The sequence below is a fragment of the Curtobacterium sp. MCSS17_007 genome (assembly GCF_003234175.2).
Lineage (GTDB): Bacteria > Actinomycetota > Actinomycetes > Actinomycetales > Microbacteriaceae > Curtobacterium.
Genome location: NZ_CP126257.1, coordinates 963,111 through 979,543, shown reverse-complemented (window position 1 = coordinate 979,543; position 16,433 = coordinate 963,111). Strand labels below are relative to the sequence as shown.

General features: G+C 68.9%; 16 protein-coding genes and 1 tRNA gene. 9 read left to right on the top strand and 8 right to left on the bottom strand.

Going from position 1 to position 16,433, the window contains the following annotated elements; all coding sequences use genetic code 11:
• Positions 1–3 precede the first annotated feature (3 nt).
• On the bottom strand, positions 4–1,689 hold the full coding sequence (gene ettA / locus DEJ22_RS04600) for an energy-dependent translational throttle protein EttA (RefSeq protein ID WP_111227585.1): 1,686 nt from the start codon (positions 1,687–1,689) through the stop codon (positions 4–6).
• 65 nt (positions 1,690–1,754) lie between these two features.
• Here ettA and DEJ22_RS04595 point away from each other — a divergent pair, with 65 nt between their 5' ends.
• The 4 genes from DEJ22_RS04595 to DEJ22_RS04580 all read left to right on the top strand — a co-directional run bounded on the left by DEJ22_RS04595 (position 1,755) and on the right by DEJ22_RS04580 (position 6,244).
• A complete protein-coding gene (locus DEJ22_RS04595; RefSeq protein ID WP_181430878.1) occupies positions 1,755–3,320 on the top strand; it encodes a recombinase family protein in 1,566 nt (521 codons plus the stop codon).
• An 842-nt stretch (positions 3,321–4,162) separates the two neighbouring features.
• Complete coding sequence (locus DEJ22_RS04590; RefSeq protein WP_111227587.1) at positions 4,163–5,140, top strand: major capsid protein; 978 nt, start codon at positions 4,163–4,165, stop codon at positions 5,138–5,140.
• 75 nt (positions 5,141–5,215) lie between these two features.
• Positions 5,216–5,536 (top strand): hypothetical protein, encoded by a 321-nt coding sequence (locus DEJ22_RS04585; protein WP_111227588.1) that lies wholly within the window; start codon positions 5,216–5,218, stop codon positions 5,534–5,536.
• A 240-nt stretch (positions 5,537–5,776) separates the two neighbouring features.
• Complete coding sequence (locus tag DEJ22_RS04580; protein ID WP_146241775.1) at positions 5,777–6,244, top strand: hypothetical protein; 468 nt, start codon at positions 5,777–5,779, stop codon at positions 6,242–6,244.
• A 607-nt stretch (positions 6,245–6,851) separates the two neighbouring features.
• On the opposite strand, the gene DEJ22_RS04575 is transcribed toward DEJ22_RS04580, so the two are convergent.
• Positions 6,852–7,385, bottom strand: coding sequence for a hypothetical protein (locus DEJ22_RS04575; RefSeq protein WP_111227590.1), 534 nt, complete (start codon positions 7,383–7,385; stop codon positions 6,852–6,854).
• Positions 7,386–7,926: 541 nt separating this feature from the next.
• On the opposite strand from DEJ22_RS04575, the gene DEJ22_RS04570 reads away from it, so the two are divergent.
• Positions 7,927–8,484, top strand: a complete 558-nt coding sequence (locus DEJ22_RS04570; protein WP_111227592.1) for a DUF4352 domain-containing protein — start codon at positions 7,927–7,929, stop codon at positions 8,482–8,484.
• 263 nt (positions 8,485–8,747) lie between these two features.
• Here the strand turns inward: DEJ22_RS04570 and DEJ22_RS04565 are convergent, their stop codons facing one another.
• The 4 genes from DEJ22_RS04565 to msrA form a co-directional block, all read right to left on the bottom strand.
• Positions 8,748–10,067 carry a P-loop NTPase fold protein gene (locus DEJ22_RS04565; protein WP_111227593.1) on the bottom strand — a complete coding sequence of 440 codons (1,320 nt, stop codon included), beginning with the start codon at positions 10,065–10,067 and terminating at the stop codon, positions 8,748–8,750.
• 269 nt (positions 10,068–10,336) lie between these two features.
• The gene (locus DEJ22_RS04560; protein WP_111227594.1) at positions 10,337–11,017 is read right to left on the bottom strand and encodes a single-stranded DNA-binding protein; all 681 of its coding nucleotides are present in this window, start codon (positions 11,015–11,017) and stop codon (positions 10,337–10,339) included.
• A 119-nt stretch (positions 11,018–11,136) separates the two neighbouring features.
• On the bottom strand, positions 11,137–11,340 hold the full coding sequence (locus DEJ22_RS04555; protein WP_111227595.1) for a methyltransferase: 204 nt from the start codon (positions 11,338–11,340) through the stop codon (positions 11,137–11,139).
• A 37-nt stretch (positions 11,341–11,377) separates the two neighbouring features.
• On the bottom strand, positions 11,378–11,905 hold the full coding sequence (gene msrA / locus DEJ22_RS04550) for a peptide-methionine (S)-S-oxide reductase MsrA (RefSeq protein ID WP_111227596.1): 528 nt from the start codon (positions 11,903–11,905) through the stop codon (positions 11,378–11,380).
• Between the two features lie 173 nt (positions 11,906–12,078).
• On the opposite strand from msrA, the gene DEJ22_RS04545 reads away from it, so the two are divergent.
• Both DEJ22_RS04545 and DEJ22_RS04540 read left to right on the top strand, forming a co-directional pair.
• The gene (locus DEJ22_RS04545; RefSeq protein ID WP_258379655.1) at positions 12,079–12,345 is read left to right on the top strand and encodes a hypothetical protein; all 267 of its coding nucleotides are present in this window, start codon (positions 12,079–12,081) and stop codon (positions 12,343–12,345) included.
• A gap of 76 nt (positions 12,346–12,421) precedes the next feature.
• Positions 12,422–13,621, top strand: a complete 1,200-nt coding sequence (locus DEJ22_RS04540) for a hypothetical protein (RefSeq protein WP_111227597.1) — start codon at positions 12,422–12,424, stop codon at positions 13,619–13,621.
• 82 nt (positions 13,622–13,703) lie between these two features.
• On the opposite strand, the gene DEJ22_RS04535 is transcribed toward DEJ22_RS04540, so the two are convergent.
• Together DEJ22_RS04535 and DEJ22_RS04530 are read right to left on the bottom strand one after the other, a co-directional pair.
• Positions 13,704–13,776 (bottom strand) — tRNA-Arg (locus DEJ22_RS04535).
• Between the two features lie 14 nt (positions 13,777–13,790).
• Positions 13,791–14,351, bottom strand: a complete 561-nt coding sequence (locus DEJ22_RS04530; protein ID WP_111227598.1) for a P-loop NTPase family protein — start codon at positions 14,349–14,351, stop codon at positions 13,791–13,793.
• A 369-nt stretch (positions 14,352–14,720) separates the two neighbouring features.
• Here DEJ22_RS04530 and DEJ22_RS04525 point away from each other — a divergent pair, with 369 nt between their 5' ends.
• Positions 14,721–15,554 carry an acylneuraminate cytidylyltransferase family protein gene (locus tag DEJ22_RS04525; protein ID WP_111227599.1) on the top strand — a complete coding sequence of 278 codons (834 nt, stop codon included), beginning with the start codon at positions 14,721–14,723 and terminating at the stop codon, positions 15,552–15,554.
• Positions 15,551–16,423 (top strand): N-acetylneuraminate synthase family protein, encoded by an 873-nt coding sequence (locus DEJ22_RS04520; protein ID WP_111227600.1) that lies wholly within the window; start codon positions 15,551–15,553, stop codon positions 16,421–16,423. The genes DEJ22_RS04525 and DEJ22_RS04520 overlap by 4 nt, the downstream gene beginning before the upstream one ends.
• Positions 16,424–16,433: the final 10 nt, after the last annotated feature.

Sequence of the window (16,433 nt, the reverse complement as noted above, 5' to 3'; positions counted from 1 at the left end):
GGATCAGTCGCGCGTGAGCTTGCGGTAGGTCGCCCGGCCAGGCTTCGCCGCATCGGCGCCGAGGCGCTCGACCTTGTTCTCCTCGTACGCCTCGAAGTTGCCCTCGAACCAGTACCAGTTCGGCGTGCCGTCCTCGTTCAGCCCCTCCCACGCGAGGATGTGGGTCGCGATCCGGTCGAGGAACCAGCGGTCGTGGGTGATCACGACGGCGCAGCCCGGGTACTCGAGGAGCGCGTTCTCGAGGCTGCCGAGGGTCTCGACGTCGAGGTCGTTGGTCGGCTCGTCGAGGAGCAGCAGGTTGCCGCCCTGCTTGAGCGTGAGCGCGAGGTTGAGGCGGTTGCGCTCACCACCCGAGAGCACACCGGCCTTCTTCTGCTGGTCCGGACCCTTGAACCCGAACTGGGACACGTAGGCACGCGACGGGATCTCGGTCTTGCCGACCTGGATGTAGTCGAGTCCGTCGGACACGACCTCCCACAGGTTCTTGTTCGGGTCGATGCCACCACGGCTCTGGTCGACGTAGGAGATGTCGACCGTCTCGCCGATCTTCAGCGTGCCGCCGTCGAGGGGCTCGAGCCCGACGATCGTCTTGAAGAGCGTGGTCTTGCCGACACCGTTCGGGCCGATGACGCCGACGATGCCGTTCCGGGGCAGCGTGAAGGACAGGTCGTCGATGATCACGCGCTCGCCGAAGCGCTTGTGCAGCTTCTCGGCGTCGATGACCTGCGACCCCAGACGCGGGCCCACCGGGATGACGATCTCCTCGAAGTCGAGCTTCCGCGTGCGCTCGGCCTCGGAGACCATCTCCTCGTAGCGGGCGAGACGCGCCTTGGACTTCGCCTGGCGCCCCTTCTGGTTGCTGCGGACCCAGTCGAGCTCCGACGACAGGCGCTTCGCGAGCTTGGCGTCCTTCTTGCCCTGGACCTCGAGTCGGGCGCGCTTCTTCTCGAGGTAGGTCGAGTAGTTGCCCTCGTACGGGTACAGACGGCCGCGGTCGACCTCGGCGATCCACTGTGCGACGTGGTCGAGGAAGTAGCGGTCGTGGGTCACGGCCAGGACGGCGCCGTGGTACTGCTGCAGGTGCTGCTCGAGCCAGAGGACGGACTCGGCGTCGAGGTGGTTGGTGGGCTCGTCGAGGAGCAGGAGGTCGGGCTTCTGCAGCAGCAGCTTGCAGAGCGCGACGCGACGCTTCTCACCGCCGGAGAGGTGGGTGACGAGCTCGTCACCCGGGGGGCACTGGAGTGCGGCCATGGCCTGCTCGAGCTGCGAGTCGAGGTCCCACGCGTCCGCCGCGTCGATCTCCTCCTGCAGGGTGCCCATCTCGGCGAGGAGCGCGTCGAAGTCGGCGTCCGGCTCGGCCATGAGCGCCGAGATCTCGTTGAAGCGCGTGATCTTGCCGTGGATCTCGCCGACGCCCTCCTGCACGTTCTCGAGGACGGTCTTCGACTCGTCGAGCTCGGGCTCCTGCATCAGGATGCCGACGGAGAAGCCCGGGGTGAGCTTCGCCTCGCCGTTGGACGGCTGGTCGAGACCCGCCATGATCTTCAGGATCGTCGACTTGCCCGCGCCGTTCGGTCCGACGACGCCGATCTTGGCGCCGGGGAGGAACGACATCGTGACGTCGTCGAGGATCAGCTTGTCGCCGACCGACTTGCGGGCGCGGACCATCTGGTAGATGTACTCAGCCAAACCTAGAACCTATCCTCAATCGCGTGACGACTAGCAAGAGCGGATCCAAGCCTACCCGGCGCGGGGTGCGTGCCGTGCTCTACAGCCGCCTCAGCCGCGAGTCCCTGGTGTCTACCTCTCTACAGGGGCAAGGCGACGACCTTCGCGCCCTTGCTGAACGTGAGGGCTGGACAGTCGTCGCGTCGTTCGTCGACGAAGGCCTTTCCGGCGGCAAGCGGCGTGCCAACGCCGACGAGGCCGTACGGATGCTCCGCGACGGCGACGTCGACGTGCTCGCCGCGTACGCCGTCGACCGGTTCAGCCGCCAAGGAGTCGGCGAAGACGCAGAACTCGTGCAGATCGTGCGTCGAGGGCGCAATCGCCGCACGCCCCCGCGCGTGATCTTTGTCCGCGAAGCGATCGATTCAGCCTCGGACCCTAGCGGTTGGGCCCTTCGATTCGTCATGGCCTCCGAGGTGGCCCACAGCGAGCGGGAAGCAATGGTCCTCCGCCGTAAGCGGTCAATCGCAGCGCTACAGGCTCAAGGTCGCTTCACGGGTCGTGGTGCGCCGCCGTGGGGCTACCGCTCGGCTCCGTTCGACGACGGCCGCCCTGGCCGTCGCCTCGTACCCGACTCCACAGAGGCCGCCGTGGTCCGCGAGGCGGCTGACCGCCTACTCGGCGGCGAATCCGCTGGCACCATCGCGCGCGACTTCTTGGACCGCGGCGTTCCTGCTCCCCGATCTGCCGCGCGCCTCGCGCTCATTCGCGGTGAAGACCCCACCGGCCTCGCCACCGGAGGCTGGACCTCTGGCATGCTGAGCCAACTGATGCAGAGCCAGTACCTCCTCGGCCGGATCGTGCAGGGCACCCGCAGAGGCGAGCCGGACGAACAAGATTCGTCTGACCGAGGCGAGCGTCTACGCGACCGATATGGCTCCGTCGTTCTCGGCGCTGATGGTCGCCCCTTGCAGGCCTTCGAACCCATACTCGATGTCGACACCTTCCTTCGCCTCCAGGATCGATTCCGCCGGGGGCAGGGGCGCGGTAATCAGGGCCGCCGCCGTGCAGCCCGGCTCGGCTCTGGGCTGATCTGGTGTGGAGAGTGCGGGCACAAGGTCTACGTCGTTCGGTCGGGCGACGACGACTACTACCGCTGCTCGGCGGCACCGCGTGGTCTCCTCCCCGCCAACCAGAGGCACCACTCACGAGTGAAGGCCGACCTGGCCGAGGCGGAGATGGAGCGCGCTTACCTCCGAGCGTTCGGCGGCCTACCCGCGGTGCGATTCGAGGAAGTCAGCCGCGGTGGGGAAGCCGATGACGAAGTCGCGGACTTGACCGAACGAATGCGAGCCGCCACATCAGCCATGCTCGCACCGGGAGCGGACGTTCAAACGCTCGCGTCCGAGGTCGCGGCACTCACCGCGCGGCGGGATGACCTCCTCGCGCTGCCGCGAGAGTCGCGCATAGTCGAAGTGCCGTTGGACGGGACATGGGCAGACGTGTGGGCAGCGTCGACGATGGAGGAACGCCGCGGGCTCCTCGCTGGCGCTTACGACCATTTCGAGCTTCGGCCCGCTGCCGAGACACCGCGCGTCGTGGGACGGGTGCGTCCATCTCGCGAGGAGTTGCCCGCGTATTACGAGCAGTAGCACCGCCGGGAGCGGGCGTCGACAAATGCCGAACGGCCTCTCTCCCGCGCCGGAGAGGGGCCGTTCAGTGTTTGTTGTGCAGGAAGTGCAGGAAGTGCACCCTCTCCCGTTCTCTCTCTAAGACGACGACTCCTAGAGAGAGAGAACTAGGAGACGTGCACTTCCTGCACTTCCTGCACGACAAATCGGCTCGCAGCCCCGCCCGGCGCTGACCACCCCCTCAGAGCGCCCCATCGGCTCGCGGTGCGCGCTCTCGTCTCCATCGCCGGTACGGGTCGGACGCATTGCCCGAGCAGCGCGGGCTGAACTCGCGTGAGCAGGTTGCAGCGTGTCGGCCACCTACTCATACAGGGCCCCCTCGCCTTCGCCGTCGCTCACCATGCCTCTACGACGTCGCATGAGGCGGGGGTCTCCTACCCCGGCGTGCTATGCGCCGGGTATCAGTCTCCGGACAGCGGTGCCACGGTATGGCGCACGCAAGGGACCGCCGCTGTCCGGTCAAGTGTTTCGCCCTCGGTTCGTGTTAGCGAGGGCGGAACCTGCGCAGACTCCTACTGCGCAGTCTCCTGTGGACAGATGCGCGCCACTCCACGCGCGTCTGGCGGCCGTTTGGTCGACGGCCGGACGAAAGGGTGAACGGGCGGGAGGGACGGCGTTCGAGCTTCGGCTCCGCCGCCGCTCCCGCCCTGGTCTCCTGCCGCGCTCCCCCGACCCGGCTCCGGCGCTCCAGGCGAGCGCCACAAGCCGCCCCGCGACTCCTCCGAGCAGGCCTCACCGGAGTCCGCAACCCGCCCAGGTGGCGAACTCCGCACCCGTCCCTCACCTCTGCACAAGGAGCCCCGATGGCCAACAGCTTCAACCCCAACTACGACGCCCGGCAGATCGCCGAAGTCGCGATGGCGCTCTACCGCGACAACGCCCGCCTGGCGTCCCTCGTCGCCGTCTACGACGAAAGCAAGTTCCAGACCGGCAACGGCAACACCGTCTACCTGACCGTCCCCGGCGCGCTCACCGCGCACTCCCGCGGCCTCGACGACGTCACCAACGCGATCGTCCTCGACGCAATCAACGAGACCCGCGAGCCGATCACCCTCGACGTGCACGCCTACTCCGCGGTCGCACTCTCCGAGGCAGACCTCTCCCTCGAAATCGGCGACTTCTCCGCTCAGGTCCTCGCCCCGCAGGTCGACGCCGTCAGCGACAAGATCGAGACCGCCGTCGCCAACGTCATCGCCGGAATCGACCCCGAGGACGGCGTCAGCTTCAACGCATCCAACCCGGTCACCCTGTTCACCAAGGGCCGATCGATTCTCCGCGCTCGCGGCGTCGACGTCGCCGCCGAGGACCTCGTCGCGATCGTCGGCTCGAACGTCGCCGACGCACTGCTCGACTCCGGCATGCTCGACTACCAGGCGACCGGCACCGAGGACTCGCTCCGCACCGGCGCGCTCGGCACGATCCGTGGCTTCCAGACCGTCGAGTCCGGCCGGGTCGACGACGACGAAGTCGTGTTCATGACCGCCAGCGGCATCGCGCTCGCCGTCCGCGCTCCCGAGGTTCCGGCCGGTGCCCCGTTCGGCGCGCTCGTGCAGGACCCCAACACGGGCATGTCGCTGCGCTACCTTCGCGACTACGACGTCAACACCACCCGCGACCGCTCACTCGTCTCGACGTTTGTCGGCGCGCAGGTCGCCCCGCTCTACCGGGTGGACCGCACCCAGGACACCGGCAAGCAGGGCGACAACGGCTTCACCGCCGGTACGGCGGCCGTGACCCGCGTCGCCGGCGGTGCCGTCGCGAAGGTGTCCATCGCGGCATAACGCCACCCCGAGAGGGGCCGCTCGCCTCCGCGGCCCCTCTCAGCCTGCACAGACCGTCACCCCCGGAGTCCACCCATGATCAAGCCCCTCCCCTCCGGCGTCGCACCGATCATCGACGCCGCGGCTCTCGACCAGCCCCACGTCCAGCGCTACCTCGAAGCCCTCGACGAGAACGCCCCCGGCCTCGACCTCACGTGGGACCGCGCGATCGCCGTTGGCGTCCTCGCTGCCAACGAAACCCGTGCCGGTCGACTCGCCGAGCACCTCGACCTCGCCGCTCAGACCTTCGACCGCGACGAGTTCACGACGCTCACATTCGCCGCGCTCACCGTGCTCCTGCCCGGACCGATTCCGCCGACTGTCATCGACACTCTGCTCGGCGTTCCGGCGCGCTGACGCTCACACGGCCGCAAGCGCTAGTGCCCCTTCGCCTGACTCAACTGGGTCAGTGTCACACCAGCGATGGCGGCCCATTGCCCGGCGTCGTTGCTGAGACCGCGGTACGTGCCGACGATCCGGAGCGCGACACCCCAGACCTTCTGGCCCGCGTCGCCATGCGAGAACGAGGGTGGGGGGTGACCCCTCCCCCGCCGGTCGGCCCCTTACCGAAACGGCATAGCGCCTGACACTGAGCGCGTGTTCCGAGGTCCACGGGAAATCGTCTGCCGACCTGAGATCGACCACCCTCACGCAGTCCCACTGACCCCCTGCACGCCCCGCATCAAACCGCACACGGTTTGTCAGACCCCTCCGGGAGAGAAGCTGCACGCACCTGACCTGAACCTCGACGACGCTATCGCCGCGATCGACGACAGCGAGACCCCGCTCCTCGACGACGGGCTCGTACGCCGAGTCGGTCTCCATGCCGCCGCACTCGAAACGGTTGACGCCTTGCCCGAGGTCCGCGACGCCTACGCACTCGCCCTGACAGCCGTCGACCTTCGGCACCGCGCTAACCTCGTCGGCCGCGTCTCCGCCGCCGTGCATCGTGTCGTCCGTCGCGCCAAGCGCATCTACGGCACAAGCTTCGACGGCCCGGTCCCGGTCATGGTCCCGATCCTCCCGCCCGTCGAGACCGAGCCGCGCGACGACGTCGCAGCGTAAAGCAGAGAGCCCCCGCTCCCACTCGCGAGAGTGAGCACGGGGGCTCTTGTCGTCTTGGGCGCGCCCGTTTGGGTCAAGCGCGACAGACCGTTCTAGTCTTCCAGAGGCTCCTCCAGCTTCGGGCCCTCCTCGCGGAACACCAACGGGTGTCCCGGCGTCGGCAACTCGGGAGCGATGTCGCCCTCGTCCGCGACGGAAGTGTGGAGGTCATCGTTCCCCGGAGCCAGCGGCGAAGCAGTTGGGGCCATGGGCGCACTCCGTTCGGGTCAGGCTGAGCAGCAGCGGTGGGCTGATCGTAGTAAGCGAGCGGGCCTCTCCACCAGTCGCGCGACTACACACGCAGTGAACAACGCACCACGCCCCATCGGGGCCTTATCCTGCTTCCGGCGTGCTCACGCTTCGTCGGCGCAGTCATTTCCACTCGTGGCCATTGAGCAGTACGCGAGCGTCTACCTCGCCTGGCGATGCCAGCGCGCGTGCACACGAAGGGCTGCACCAGCATTCGTCTGAGACTGTCGGGGCCGAGTGGGGCAACGTCAAAGGACTGTCCCGCCGAGCCCGCCGCCTTACGTCGGGTGACTGAGGGCCTAAGACCCCGATTCTGGCGTCAGGCGGTTTGGCCGTCCCCGTCGAGCACCCCACCTGCGACACCGACGCCGTCAGCGTCATCCACGTCCCCCGCCTCATCCGAGGTCAATGGCTCATCCGGTCGCAATTCGACCCAATCCGATCGAACCGCCCGGTAGCCACGACGACGGACGACCGCACGCACCCGACGACGCTCGTCGAGTCCCTCGCCGTCTCCGACGTTGATCCGAATACGGAACTCACTATCTTCGCGGGACCGGAGATGCACCCCTTCGAGCGTCGTGCGTTCCTCAACGGCCCATCGGGGCGGCTCTGGCTCCAACTCGATGTCGATATCAGCCACAGCGTCGCTTTGCGGTGCAACTACCGTCACATCGAGATACGTGAGGTTGCTCCCCGGACGGCGTCCCCCGAGGAAAAACACGAACTGCCGCTCCTCCGCGGCGCGAACCCAGAGCTTCCCCCGCCGCGACCTCCCCACCAGCCCTTGCACAACCGGCGTCCCAATCGCCACTGCAAGAGCAGCAGCGGCGAGCACATCTGACGTCTCCATATGTCCTCCTCCGCTGAGAGTAGGCACGCCGTACGACAGTCCCGATGACAGAGGCGCTCGCCACAATCGCCCCATAGCACGCCGCCGACCCGACCGCTTCCAGCCGCCCGTCACGGGTACGCCGTTCTCCCTGAGCCCCGAGGCCCGAGGCGGCCCCGAGCGCGGCGCGGGCTCCTGCCCGTGCACGCATGGATTCAGACCCCCGACGGCCTCTTCCGCGTCATGGGCGAGGCCGTCGCCCAGACCCCCGACGCCGTCCTCGTCCGCTGGGAGCGGATCGACGGGCTCGCGCTCGACGCATGGGTCTGGCGACGTGCCGTGCGGCATCGCGATCCCAGTAGCCGCGAACGGCGGCTAGCCAGGTAACGGTTTCGTTGCGGTAAGGCCCGGAACGGCGGCCGATTTGGTTCGAAGAGCCGAAAAGTCGCGCCGACGATCAGCAGTCTGCACGTGTATCCCCCTTCTGAGGGTCGTGAGCACCCTTCGCTTTCCTCTTACACTTCTCACCGACCCGACTGGATTCACAGCAAGGACCAAGCACATGCGTTCCCTCCGTTTCTCCGCCCCGCTCGTGGGCGTCGCCGCCCTCCTCCTGGTTGCTGGGTGCTCCTCGACCCCCTCGACCGGCACGACTGGCGAGAAGGCCCCGTCGATGGATGACGTCAAGGCATCCACCTCGGCCACAACCGCCGCCGAATCCGAGACGGCCTCGAACGATGGCGTCTACAAGTTCGGCGAGACCGCGAAGTTCGACGGCCTCTCGATCGGCGTCAGCGCGCCTGCCGCGTTCACGCCCGGTGAGTACGCCTACACGGGCGACAACCCCACGCCGAACAACGTGAAGGTGACCATCACAATCCAGAACACGGGCTCCAAGCCGTACGACCCGGTGCTCACCAGCGCCACGATGTCGTCCGGACAGCAGGAGGCAACCGCGGTAGTCGACACCGAGAGCAAGATCGGCGTCCCGCCGACCACCAAGGTACTGCCGGGCAAGGCTGTCAGCTACGACGTCGGGTTCAACGTCGCGGACCCGAACGACCTGCAGTTGGACGTCACCGGCGGTTTCGAGTACGACACGGTGACCTTCACCAAGTAGCGCGACGGTCGTCTGCAGAGGTCAAGCACCGACGCGCCTCAGCGGTTACGACGAGAGGCCCCCGCCCGAGTGATCGAGCGAGGGCCTCTGTCATTTGCCCCTAGCGGCGGCGAGCGCCTCGCAGCGCCAGCGTGAGCGCCGCGAGCGAGACCACGAGCGCCGCCAGGGACAGAGCAACGGTGATTGCCTCCATGCGTCCAGCCTCTCATACTGGAGGGGAGTCGGCCCCCGGATAGTTGCTATATCCGGGGCCGACTCCTCTGCTACAGCTTCGCGATGGACTCGAACCGATCCTTGTAGAAAAACACCAGCCAGCCAAGCGGAGTGATCGAATTGATTGTGCGCGACCCGTTGTCGGGGTCAATCTCTCGTGCCACAAGGTTCACGTCGGCGAGCGCAGTAACCGACGCAGTAAGTTGCTGTTGATTGTTGAATCCGTAAGCCTCATACTCACCTGACCCCGCTCGCCCCGCGGTCTGGCGAGCGAGATCAGTGAAGAACTGCCATACGCGCGGCTGAACGCCGCGCGCATCCTCGTACGCATGCTCCGCCTGCTCCAACAGCCACGACTCGACCAACCGGTCGCGATCTTCCTCCGACGGAAGCGGCTGTCCGGCGTTGAGATAGTGTTCAGCGAGCCAGTTCGAAAATTCCTGCGCCCTTTCCATCGAGTCACGCAGGTTCCGATGGAGCGCCTGATAGATAAACTCAAATCCAGTTGGAGTGACAGGCGCGGTAGCACCCTCCTCGCCGTAGTAGTCGATTCGCCGTCCGACGGCGTCGACGGCTGCGCCATCTTCGAGCGGACCTACGATGGTAGGTGCCTGAATCACACCGCTGAGGCGTTGCGTCCTAGCGCGGGAGACGATCCCGCGCGAGCCGCACAAGACCCACCGCACGCCCGGGATGTTGAAGACGCGATCCCGAAGCTCGTCCAGCGTTGCCCGCGCTTTGCCGGACGATTCGAGGATTTCGAGATTGTCCAACACGCAAACGATTGCCCCCTTGCCCGATCCGAAGACACGAGCAAGTTCATTACGCACCGAGGTCTCGAAGCCGGACCTCGTGAATCCCTCGGAGGTGTTGGGCTCAGACCCCTCCCCCATGTCGATGCCCATGCCAAAGGCTTGACCGCCGCCCGACCAAGATTCGTACTGCGCGCTGTTCAGCCACTTGTCGACGGCCTTCGTATCTGGCTCGGGAAGACCCACTTGTCGGAAGGAGCCGCGGTACTGAATGAGCGTCTGCGCGAGCACCCGGAACAGGTCATCGACGAAAGCCTCAACGTCCTGCCGAGGCTGAAGGGCGCTAACGGCGGGAAGGAATAACTCCCCACTCTTCGCCTTCATGCAGGCGTCTGCCATCCGGTAGACAGCCACGTTGATCATGCTTGTCTTGCCCGCCCCAATGGGACCTTCGACGGAGGCGTGCGCTCCGCCGGAGCCGATCCGCATCTGCAAATTCGCGATGTCGACGTCTCGCCCGGCAATCAGAGTGTCGCCCGTGGCATCGGCTTGCAGCGTCTCTTGACTGTAGGGATTGGCGGAGAATCCAAAGCGCGGCCACAGCGCGAACAAACTCATGGCCTGATGCTAGAGGGCTGAGCGCCCCGACCGCGAGCGAGAAAGGGTCCTCGGCAGTCAGGTGCTAGGTTTTAGGTGTGGTCGGATGTACTCAGCCATATCGCGGCAAGTCTACTGACACCGGGGCGTCGAGCGACCCCTGCCTCGCGGATCGGTGTCCCCGCTCGGGGCGGTGGAGGTGACACGAACGCCGGGACCCGTCCGGGCGGCGGGAGACCGTCGCACGAACCCGCGGCAGCGGACACGACCCAGGTCGGCCGACGCCCGGATCATGCTGCCTCGCGCCCGGACGCCGTGGTCGGTTCGCCGTCCTCGGCGGGCGGTGACGCCGGCGGCGTGAAGTCTCCCCCGAGGAGCGCGGCGGTGTGGCGCGCGGCCTCGGCGGGGTCCGGGAGTTCCTCGCCCGTTCCTCCGACGGCGTCGACCCCGTCGCCCCCGTCCCCGACCGTCGGCTCCGCCGCGAGGCCGTACGCCGAGCCGTCCTCCCGAGGGTGGGTGGTCCGGTGCTCGGCACCCGTGGAGCCGCGGACCTCGCCGGTGCGCGGGTCGACCGTCTGGGAGTCGCCCGGTACGGCGGAGGACTCGCTGCTGTGCCGGGGCACCCGGATCCAGTTGCTGATGCCCCACGCCAGGTCGTGGCCGATGCCCTCGGCGTCGATCTCGACCGAGGTCCCCCCGCGGCCGTCGCGTTCCCACGTGCGGATGCGCACCCTGCCGGTCACGACGATGCGGTCGCCCTTCTTCAGCGACTTGTGCACGTTCGCGGCGAGGGAACGGAACGCCGTGACGGTGAACCAGTTCGTCGTCCCGTTGGTCCAGGACGAACTGGCACGGTCCCAGCGACGGGACGGGGACGCCAGGCGCATGCTCGAGATGGCGATGCCGGTGTCGGTGACGAGGTACCGGGGCTCGGTCGCGACGATGCCGCAGACGGTGATCGTGTCGTTCATGGGTCGATCGTCATCGAGCCCCGAGCCGCAGGAGCGGCTCGGGGCTCGATCTGTGACGGAGGGACCCGACCAAGCAGGTTGTGCAGGAGGAGTCCCCCGCGCCTCCCGGCCGGTGCCCGTCAGTGGGAGCGGAACTCGGGACGGTCCGCGAGCGGCCCGAGCGCCGCGTGGACGGCACCCTTGGCCGACTGCAACGACGGGTACGTCCCGCCGCCGCCGTCCCGTCCGTAGAGCTCGACGTGGAACCCGTCCGGTGCGCGGCGGATGCTCCCGACCGCGCCAGCCGGACCGACGGCCACCCAGGTCCCGGTGTTGCCCATCATCGTTCGACCACCTCCTCGTGGTCCCGACGCCCGCGTCTCAGGACGCCAGGATGTACTGACCGTACGCCTTGCGGACCTTGTTGACCTTGGGCAGTGCCACCGCCATGCAGTACCCCTGCCCGGGGTTCTTCGCGAAGAAGTCCTGGTGGTACTCCTCCGCCCGGTGGAAGGTACCGAGCGGCTCGAGCGTCGTCACGATGCCGCCGTCCCAGATCTCCGACGCGCGCTCGATCGCCCGCTCGAACAGGGCTCGCTGCTCGTCGTCCGCCGGGAACATCGCCGAGCGGTACTGGGTGCCGACGTCGGCGCCCTGGCGGTTCAGCTGTCGCGGGTCGTGCAGCGTGAAGAACACGTCGAGGACCACGTCCGCGGGGATGACGGACTCGTCGAAGGTCACCGCAACGGCCTCCGCGTGGCCGGTCGTCCCGGTGCAGACCGCCTCGTACGTGGGGTCGTCGGTGGAACCGCCGACGTAGCCGGACACCACGTCCTGCACACCCTGGAGCGTGCGGTAGACCGCGTCGAGACACCAGAAGCAGCCACCTGCGAGCACGAACGTCGTCATGGGGTCAACCTACCTTCCTGGGCTCCTTCGGAGCCGCGTACCGGGTGCGTCTCCTGCACAACACCGGCGGTGTCGACGCTGTTCCCCACGGCGGAACGACGGCTCCGGCGCTGTCGGTGGTCCGCCGTAGCGTCAGCCGCACCACATCGACGACCGACCACCAGGAGGCACCCGTGCAGACGAGCACCGAACCCGCGTTCCGCATCCGCTCCTCGCCGGTCGCGCGGAGCCGTGGTGACCTCCGTGTCCTCGACGTGCGCGACGACCTCAGTCGGGTCACCCGGGCGAACGGCGAGATCGTCGGCTACGTCGACCGGGTGGACCTCGCCGGCGGCACGGCCTACCGAGCTCGCCGCTACGTGGCGACCGAACGACGCTTCGTCGAGCTGCCGAACGTCTGGTCGGCGGACGATGCGGTGGACTGCCTCCGCTGGGGGTGAGCAGCCCGTGCTCCGTGTCGACGGAACGCCGTGCCGCCTCCGCCGATCCGCGCACCACGCTGCATAGGGTTCGCCCATGGACTGGTGGAACGACCTGACCGACTGGACCGCGTCCGACGAGGGCTGGCGGGTGCTGTCCGGCGCGATCATCCCCTTCGTCGCGATCGTCGTCGCCGGCGTGATCGCCGCACTGATCGGCAGATCCGCGGCGAAGCGCGTCGTGGCGTTGCACGACCGCGAGAGCCGGAACGCCGCCGTCGCGGGCGTCGTCTCGGCGGCACGCAAGGCGGCGCGGTGGGGCGCGCTCGGGCACGAGGAGCGGGCCTACACCGATCACCTCGCCGAGGACGCCGATCTCCGTCTCCGCATGCTCCCGGTGAGCGGCGCGACCCTCGCAGCGGACTGGGCGCAGCACGAAATCGCGGACATCAAGCGGAACTCGTCCACGTTCACCTCGCAGGCAGACCAGTCCCTCGGTGAGTTCCGCGACCGCCTGCTCGAGTGGCAGGCCCGGCCGAACCGAGCCCGCAAGCTGTTCAAGTCCGACCTCGAGCGCTGGAAGTTCGACTCGCCGGACCCCGACGCTGAGCTGATCGCGCGCCAGCAGGACTGGAACGCCGGTCAGCAGGAGCAGCGGAAGGCCGACGGTAGCGCCGATGCGGACTCGTCGCAGACGACGCCCACGACGACGTCGCTGCGGCCGGCCCCGCAGAGCGGTGCCCAGCACGGCAACCCCGCGCAGGGCACCCCCGTGCAGAGCAATCCCGAGCGGAGCAAGGCTGCACGCCCGGGCACGCAGCAGGCGAACCCGACGACTCCGGACGACGACCGTGCTGCCACGACGCCGATCGACGACGTCCGGCCGGTCGCCGACACCCGCACCCGCCCCTACGGTGACGGCGAGACGGTGCAGCTCGACGGCACCCCGGTCCGCCCGCAGCTCGGGTCGCCGCTCGCGTCGACCCGGCAGGGCACCGCCACGGCGACCAGCTCCCGCAACGACCTGGGCGGCCCCGACGCGGAGGACGTCCGCGCCGTCGACGCGACCGACCGGAGCGACGGCTCCTCCGAACGCAAGCCGGTGTCGGCTCCGCGGATCGCGAGCCCGACTTCGGCCGACGCGCACGTGAACCGAGCGTCGGCGTCTGCTTCCGGGCTCGAGCGATCGGCAGCGCCTGCGAGCGACGAGGACGATGCGGACGGCGGGGACACCTCCCCGTACACGCAGCCGATCAGCGCGAGCGAGCTCCGACGCCGGGCTGCCGACGACGAGTGAGCTCAGCGCACGGCGGCTGACCAGCAGCCGCCGTGATGACGAGAGGCCGCCATCTGATGGGATGGCGGCCTCTCGTCGTACGTGCCCCCGGCAGGAATCGAACCCGCGACACGGAGGGTAGAAACCACCTGCTCTATCCACTGAGCTACGGAGGCGGGCGGCGACGATTCTACCGCCGACGGTCACCGAGGTGCTGCACGAAGCGATCGACCTCGGCCTGGCTGCGGAGGTGGACGATGCGGAGGTGCGGCACGCTGCGCTCGACGATCGCGACCCGACGCCGCGTCTCGTGCTGGGTCCGGAGCCCCCAGCGGACGATGTGGCCGCGGTCGGTGAAGAAGGTGCGGAGCGGTGGCTCGACGTTGCCGTTCCAGAGCTCGGTCCGGTGGATCCGTCGGCGCAGGGTGCGGCGGACGAGTCGTGAGATCGCCACGTGCACCGGCAGGTCGATCCAGACGAGGGTGTCGGCTCGGTGCGCGAGCATCGGACGTGTCGCGGTGTACTGCCACTCGGTGACCCAGGTCGGCTGCCCCGTGAAGGCCTCGACCTCGGGGACGAACGTCGCCCGCGGGGTCCAGTCGGGGCCGTGGTGGATGGAGTCGATCTCGGTGTGCGGGATGCCGAGCGTCCGGCCGATGCGCCTGGCCGTGGTGGTCTTGCCGACGCCGGCGGTCCCGGCGACGAGCACACGACGGGGTCGGGGGTCGAGGACGTCGTCGGCTCCGAGCACCGTCCGACCCGAGCCGGGGTGGCGGCTGTCCGCGCAGCGGGAGGGCGAGGCCGAGGGCGTCCCGGGCGGTCCCACCGGCACCCAACGGGCGGAAGCGGCACGGAGACGATCGGCGAGCGACCAGGAACGCCCGCTCGCCCCCGCGGTCGACCAGCGGCGGAGCCTCCCGGAACCCACCCACTGGCGAACGGGCGGAACCGGCACGGAGGCGCGTGGGGCGCGACAGGAACCGCCCGCTCGCCGACGGGACCGACCAGCGGCGGGGCCGCACGGAACCTGCAGCGGGGGCCGCCGCGCGTTCCGCAAGGTTCGGCCCGCGTCTGCCTGCAGTTCGTCCCGGGGTCACCACCCCTCCGTACGGTCCCCAACATGCACTCCCCCGGAACCGTCGTGGCGATCGTCCCGGCCCGAGCGGGTTCGAAGGGCATCCCCGGCAAGAACCTCCGCACCGTGGGCGGCCGCTCCCTCGTGCGCCGAGCGGTCGAGGCAGCGCGGGCGGCCGAGACGATCGACACCGTGGTCGTCTCGACCGACGGTGACGCCATCGCCGCCGAGGCCGAGGCGGCCGGCGCGACCGTCGTCCGGCGGCCGGCAGAGCTCGCCGGCGACGAGGCGTCGTCGGAGTCCGCCCTGCTCCACGCCCTCGACGTCCTCGATGCCGCGCGAGACGGAACCGGGCCAGACGCCCCTGCCCACGACGACTCCGCACGAGACGGCACGGCGCACGGGGCGCCAGGCCCCGAGATCGTCGTCTTCCTGCAGGCGACCTCGCCCTTCGTCGACCCCGCGGACCTCGACCGCGCCGTCCGCCGAGTACGGGACGGTGCCGCGGACGTCGTCCTCGCCGCCGCCCCGTCGCACGCCTTCCTCTGGCGCACCACCGCAGACGGCCGCGCCGAGGCGGTCAACCACGACGCGACGACCCGTCCCCGCCGCCAGGACCGCGAGCCCGAGTTCCGTGAGACCGGGGCCTTCACCGTCTTCCGCGCTGCCGCCTTCCGCGAGCACCGGCACCGCTTCCACGGTCGCGTCGAGCTCGCCGTCGTGGATCCCGCCCTGGCGATCGACGTCGACGACCTCGCGGACCTCGAGCACGCCGACGCCCTCGCGACCCGGCACGACGCGGGACACCGCGCCGCGCACGGGGGCGGCGCACCCGGCCAGACCCCCACCACCGTCCCCGCACCGAACGGAGCACCATGACCGTCACCATCGGCACGTCGACCATCGGCGCCGGCAACCCCGCCTACCTGATCGGCGAGATCGGCCTGAACCACAACGGCGACGTGGACGTCGCGAAGCGGCTCGTCGACGTCGCGGCCGATGCCGGCCTGCAGGCCGTCAAGTTCCAGAAGCGCACGCCGGAGATCTCCACCCCGGAGCACATGAAGGCGACCCCGCGGAGCACCCCGTGGGGCGACATGACGTACCTCGAGTACCGCCACCGCGTCGAGTTCGACCGTGATCAGTACATCGAGATCGGGGACCACGCGACGCTCCGGGGCCTCGACTGGTTCGCATCGCCGTGGGACGAGCCGAGTGTCGACTTCCTCGAGGACCTCCGCGTCGTCGCCTACAAGATCGCCTCGGCCTCGGTCACCGACCTCGGCCTGCTCAGCGCCGTCGCGGCGACCGGCAAGCCCGTGATCCTGTCGACCGGCATGTCCACGCTCGAGCAGATCGACCGGGCCGTCGAGACGCTGGGGAGCGACCGCCTCGTGCTCATGCACGCCACGTCGACCTACCCGCTCCCCGCCGAGGAGGCGAACCTCCGCATGATCGACACCCTCGCCCTGCGGTACGCGGGTGTACCGGTTGGGTACTCCGGGCACGAGCCCGGGCTGCAGATCTCGCTGGCCGCCGTCGCACTCGGCGCCTCGGCGGTCGAGCGGCACATCACGCTCGACCGGACCATGTGGGGCTCGGACCACGCTGCCTCGCTCGAACCGCACGGCCTGCAGACGCTCGCCCGCGACGTCCGGATCATCGAGACCGCGCTCGGCGACGGCGTCAAGCGGATCTTCCCGGGCGAGGTCGCGCCGATGGCGAAGCTCCGCCGCGTGGGTGCGTGAGCCGGCGGCG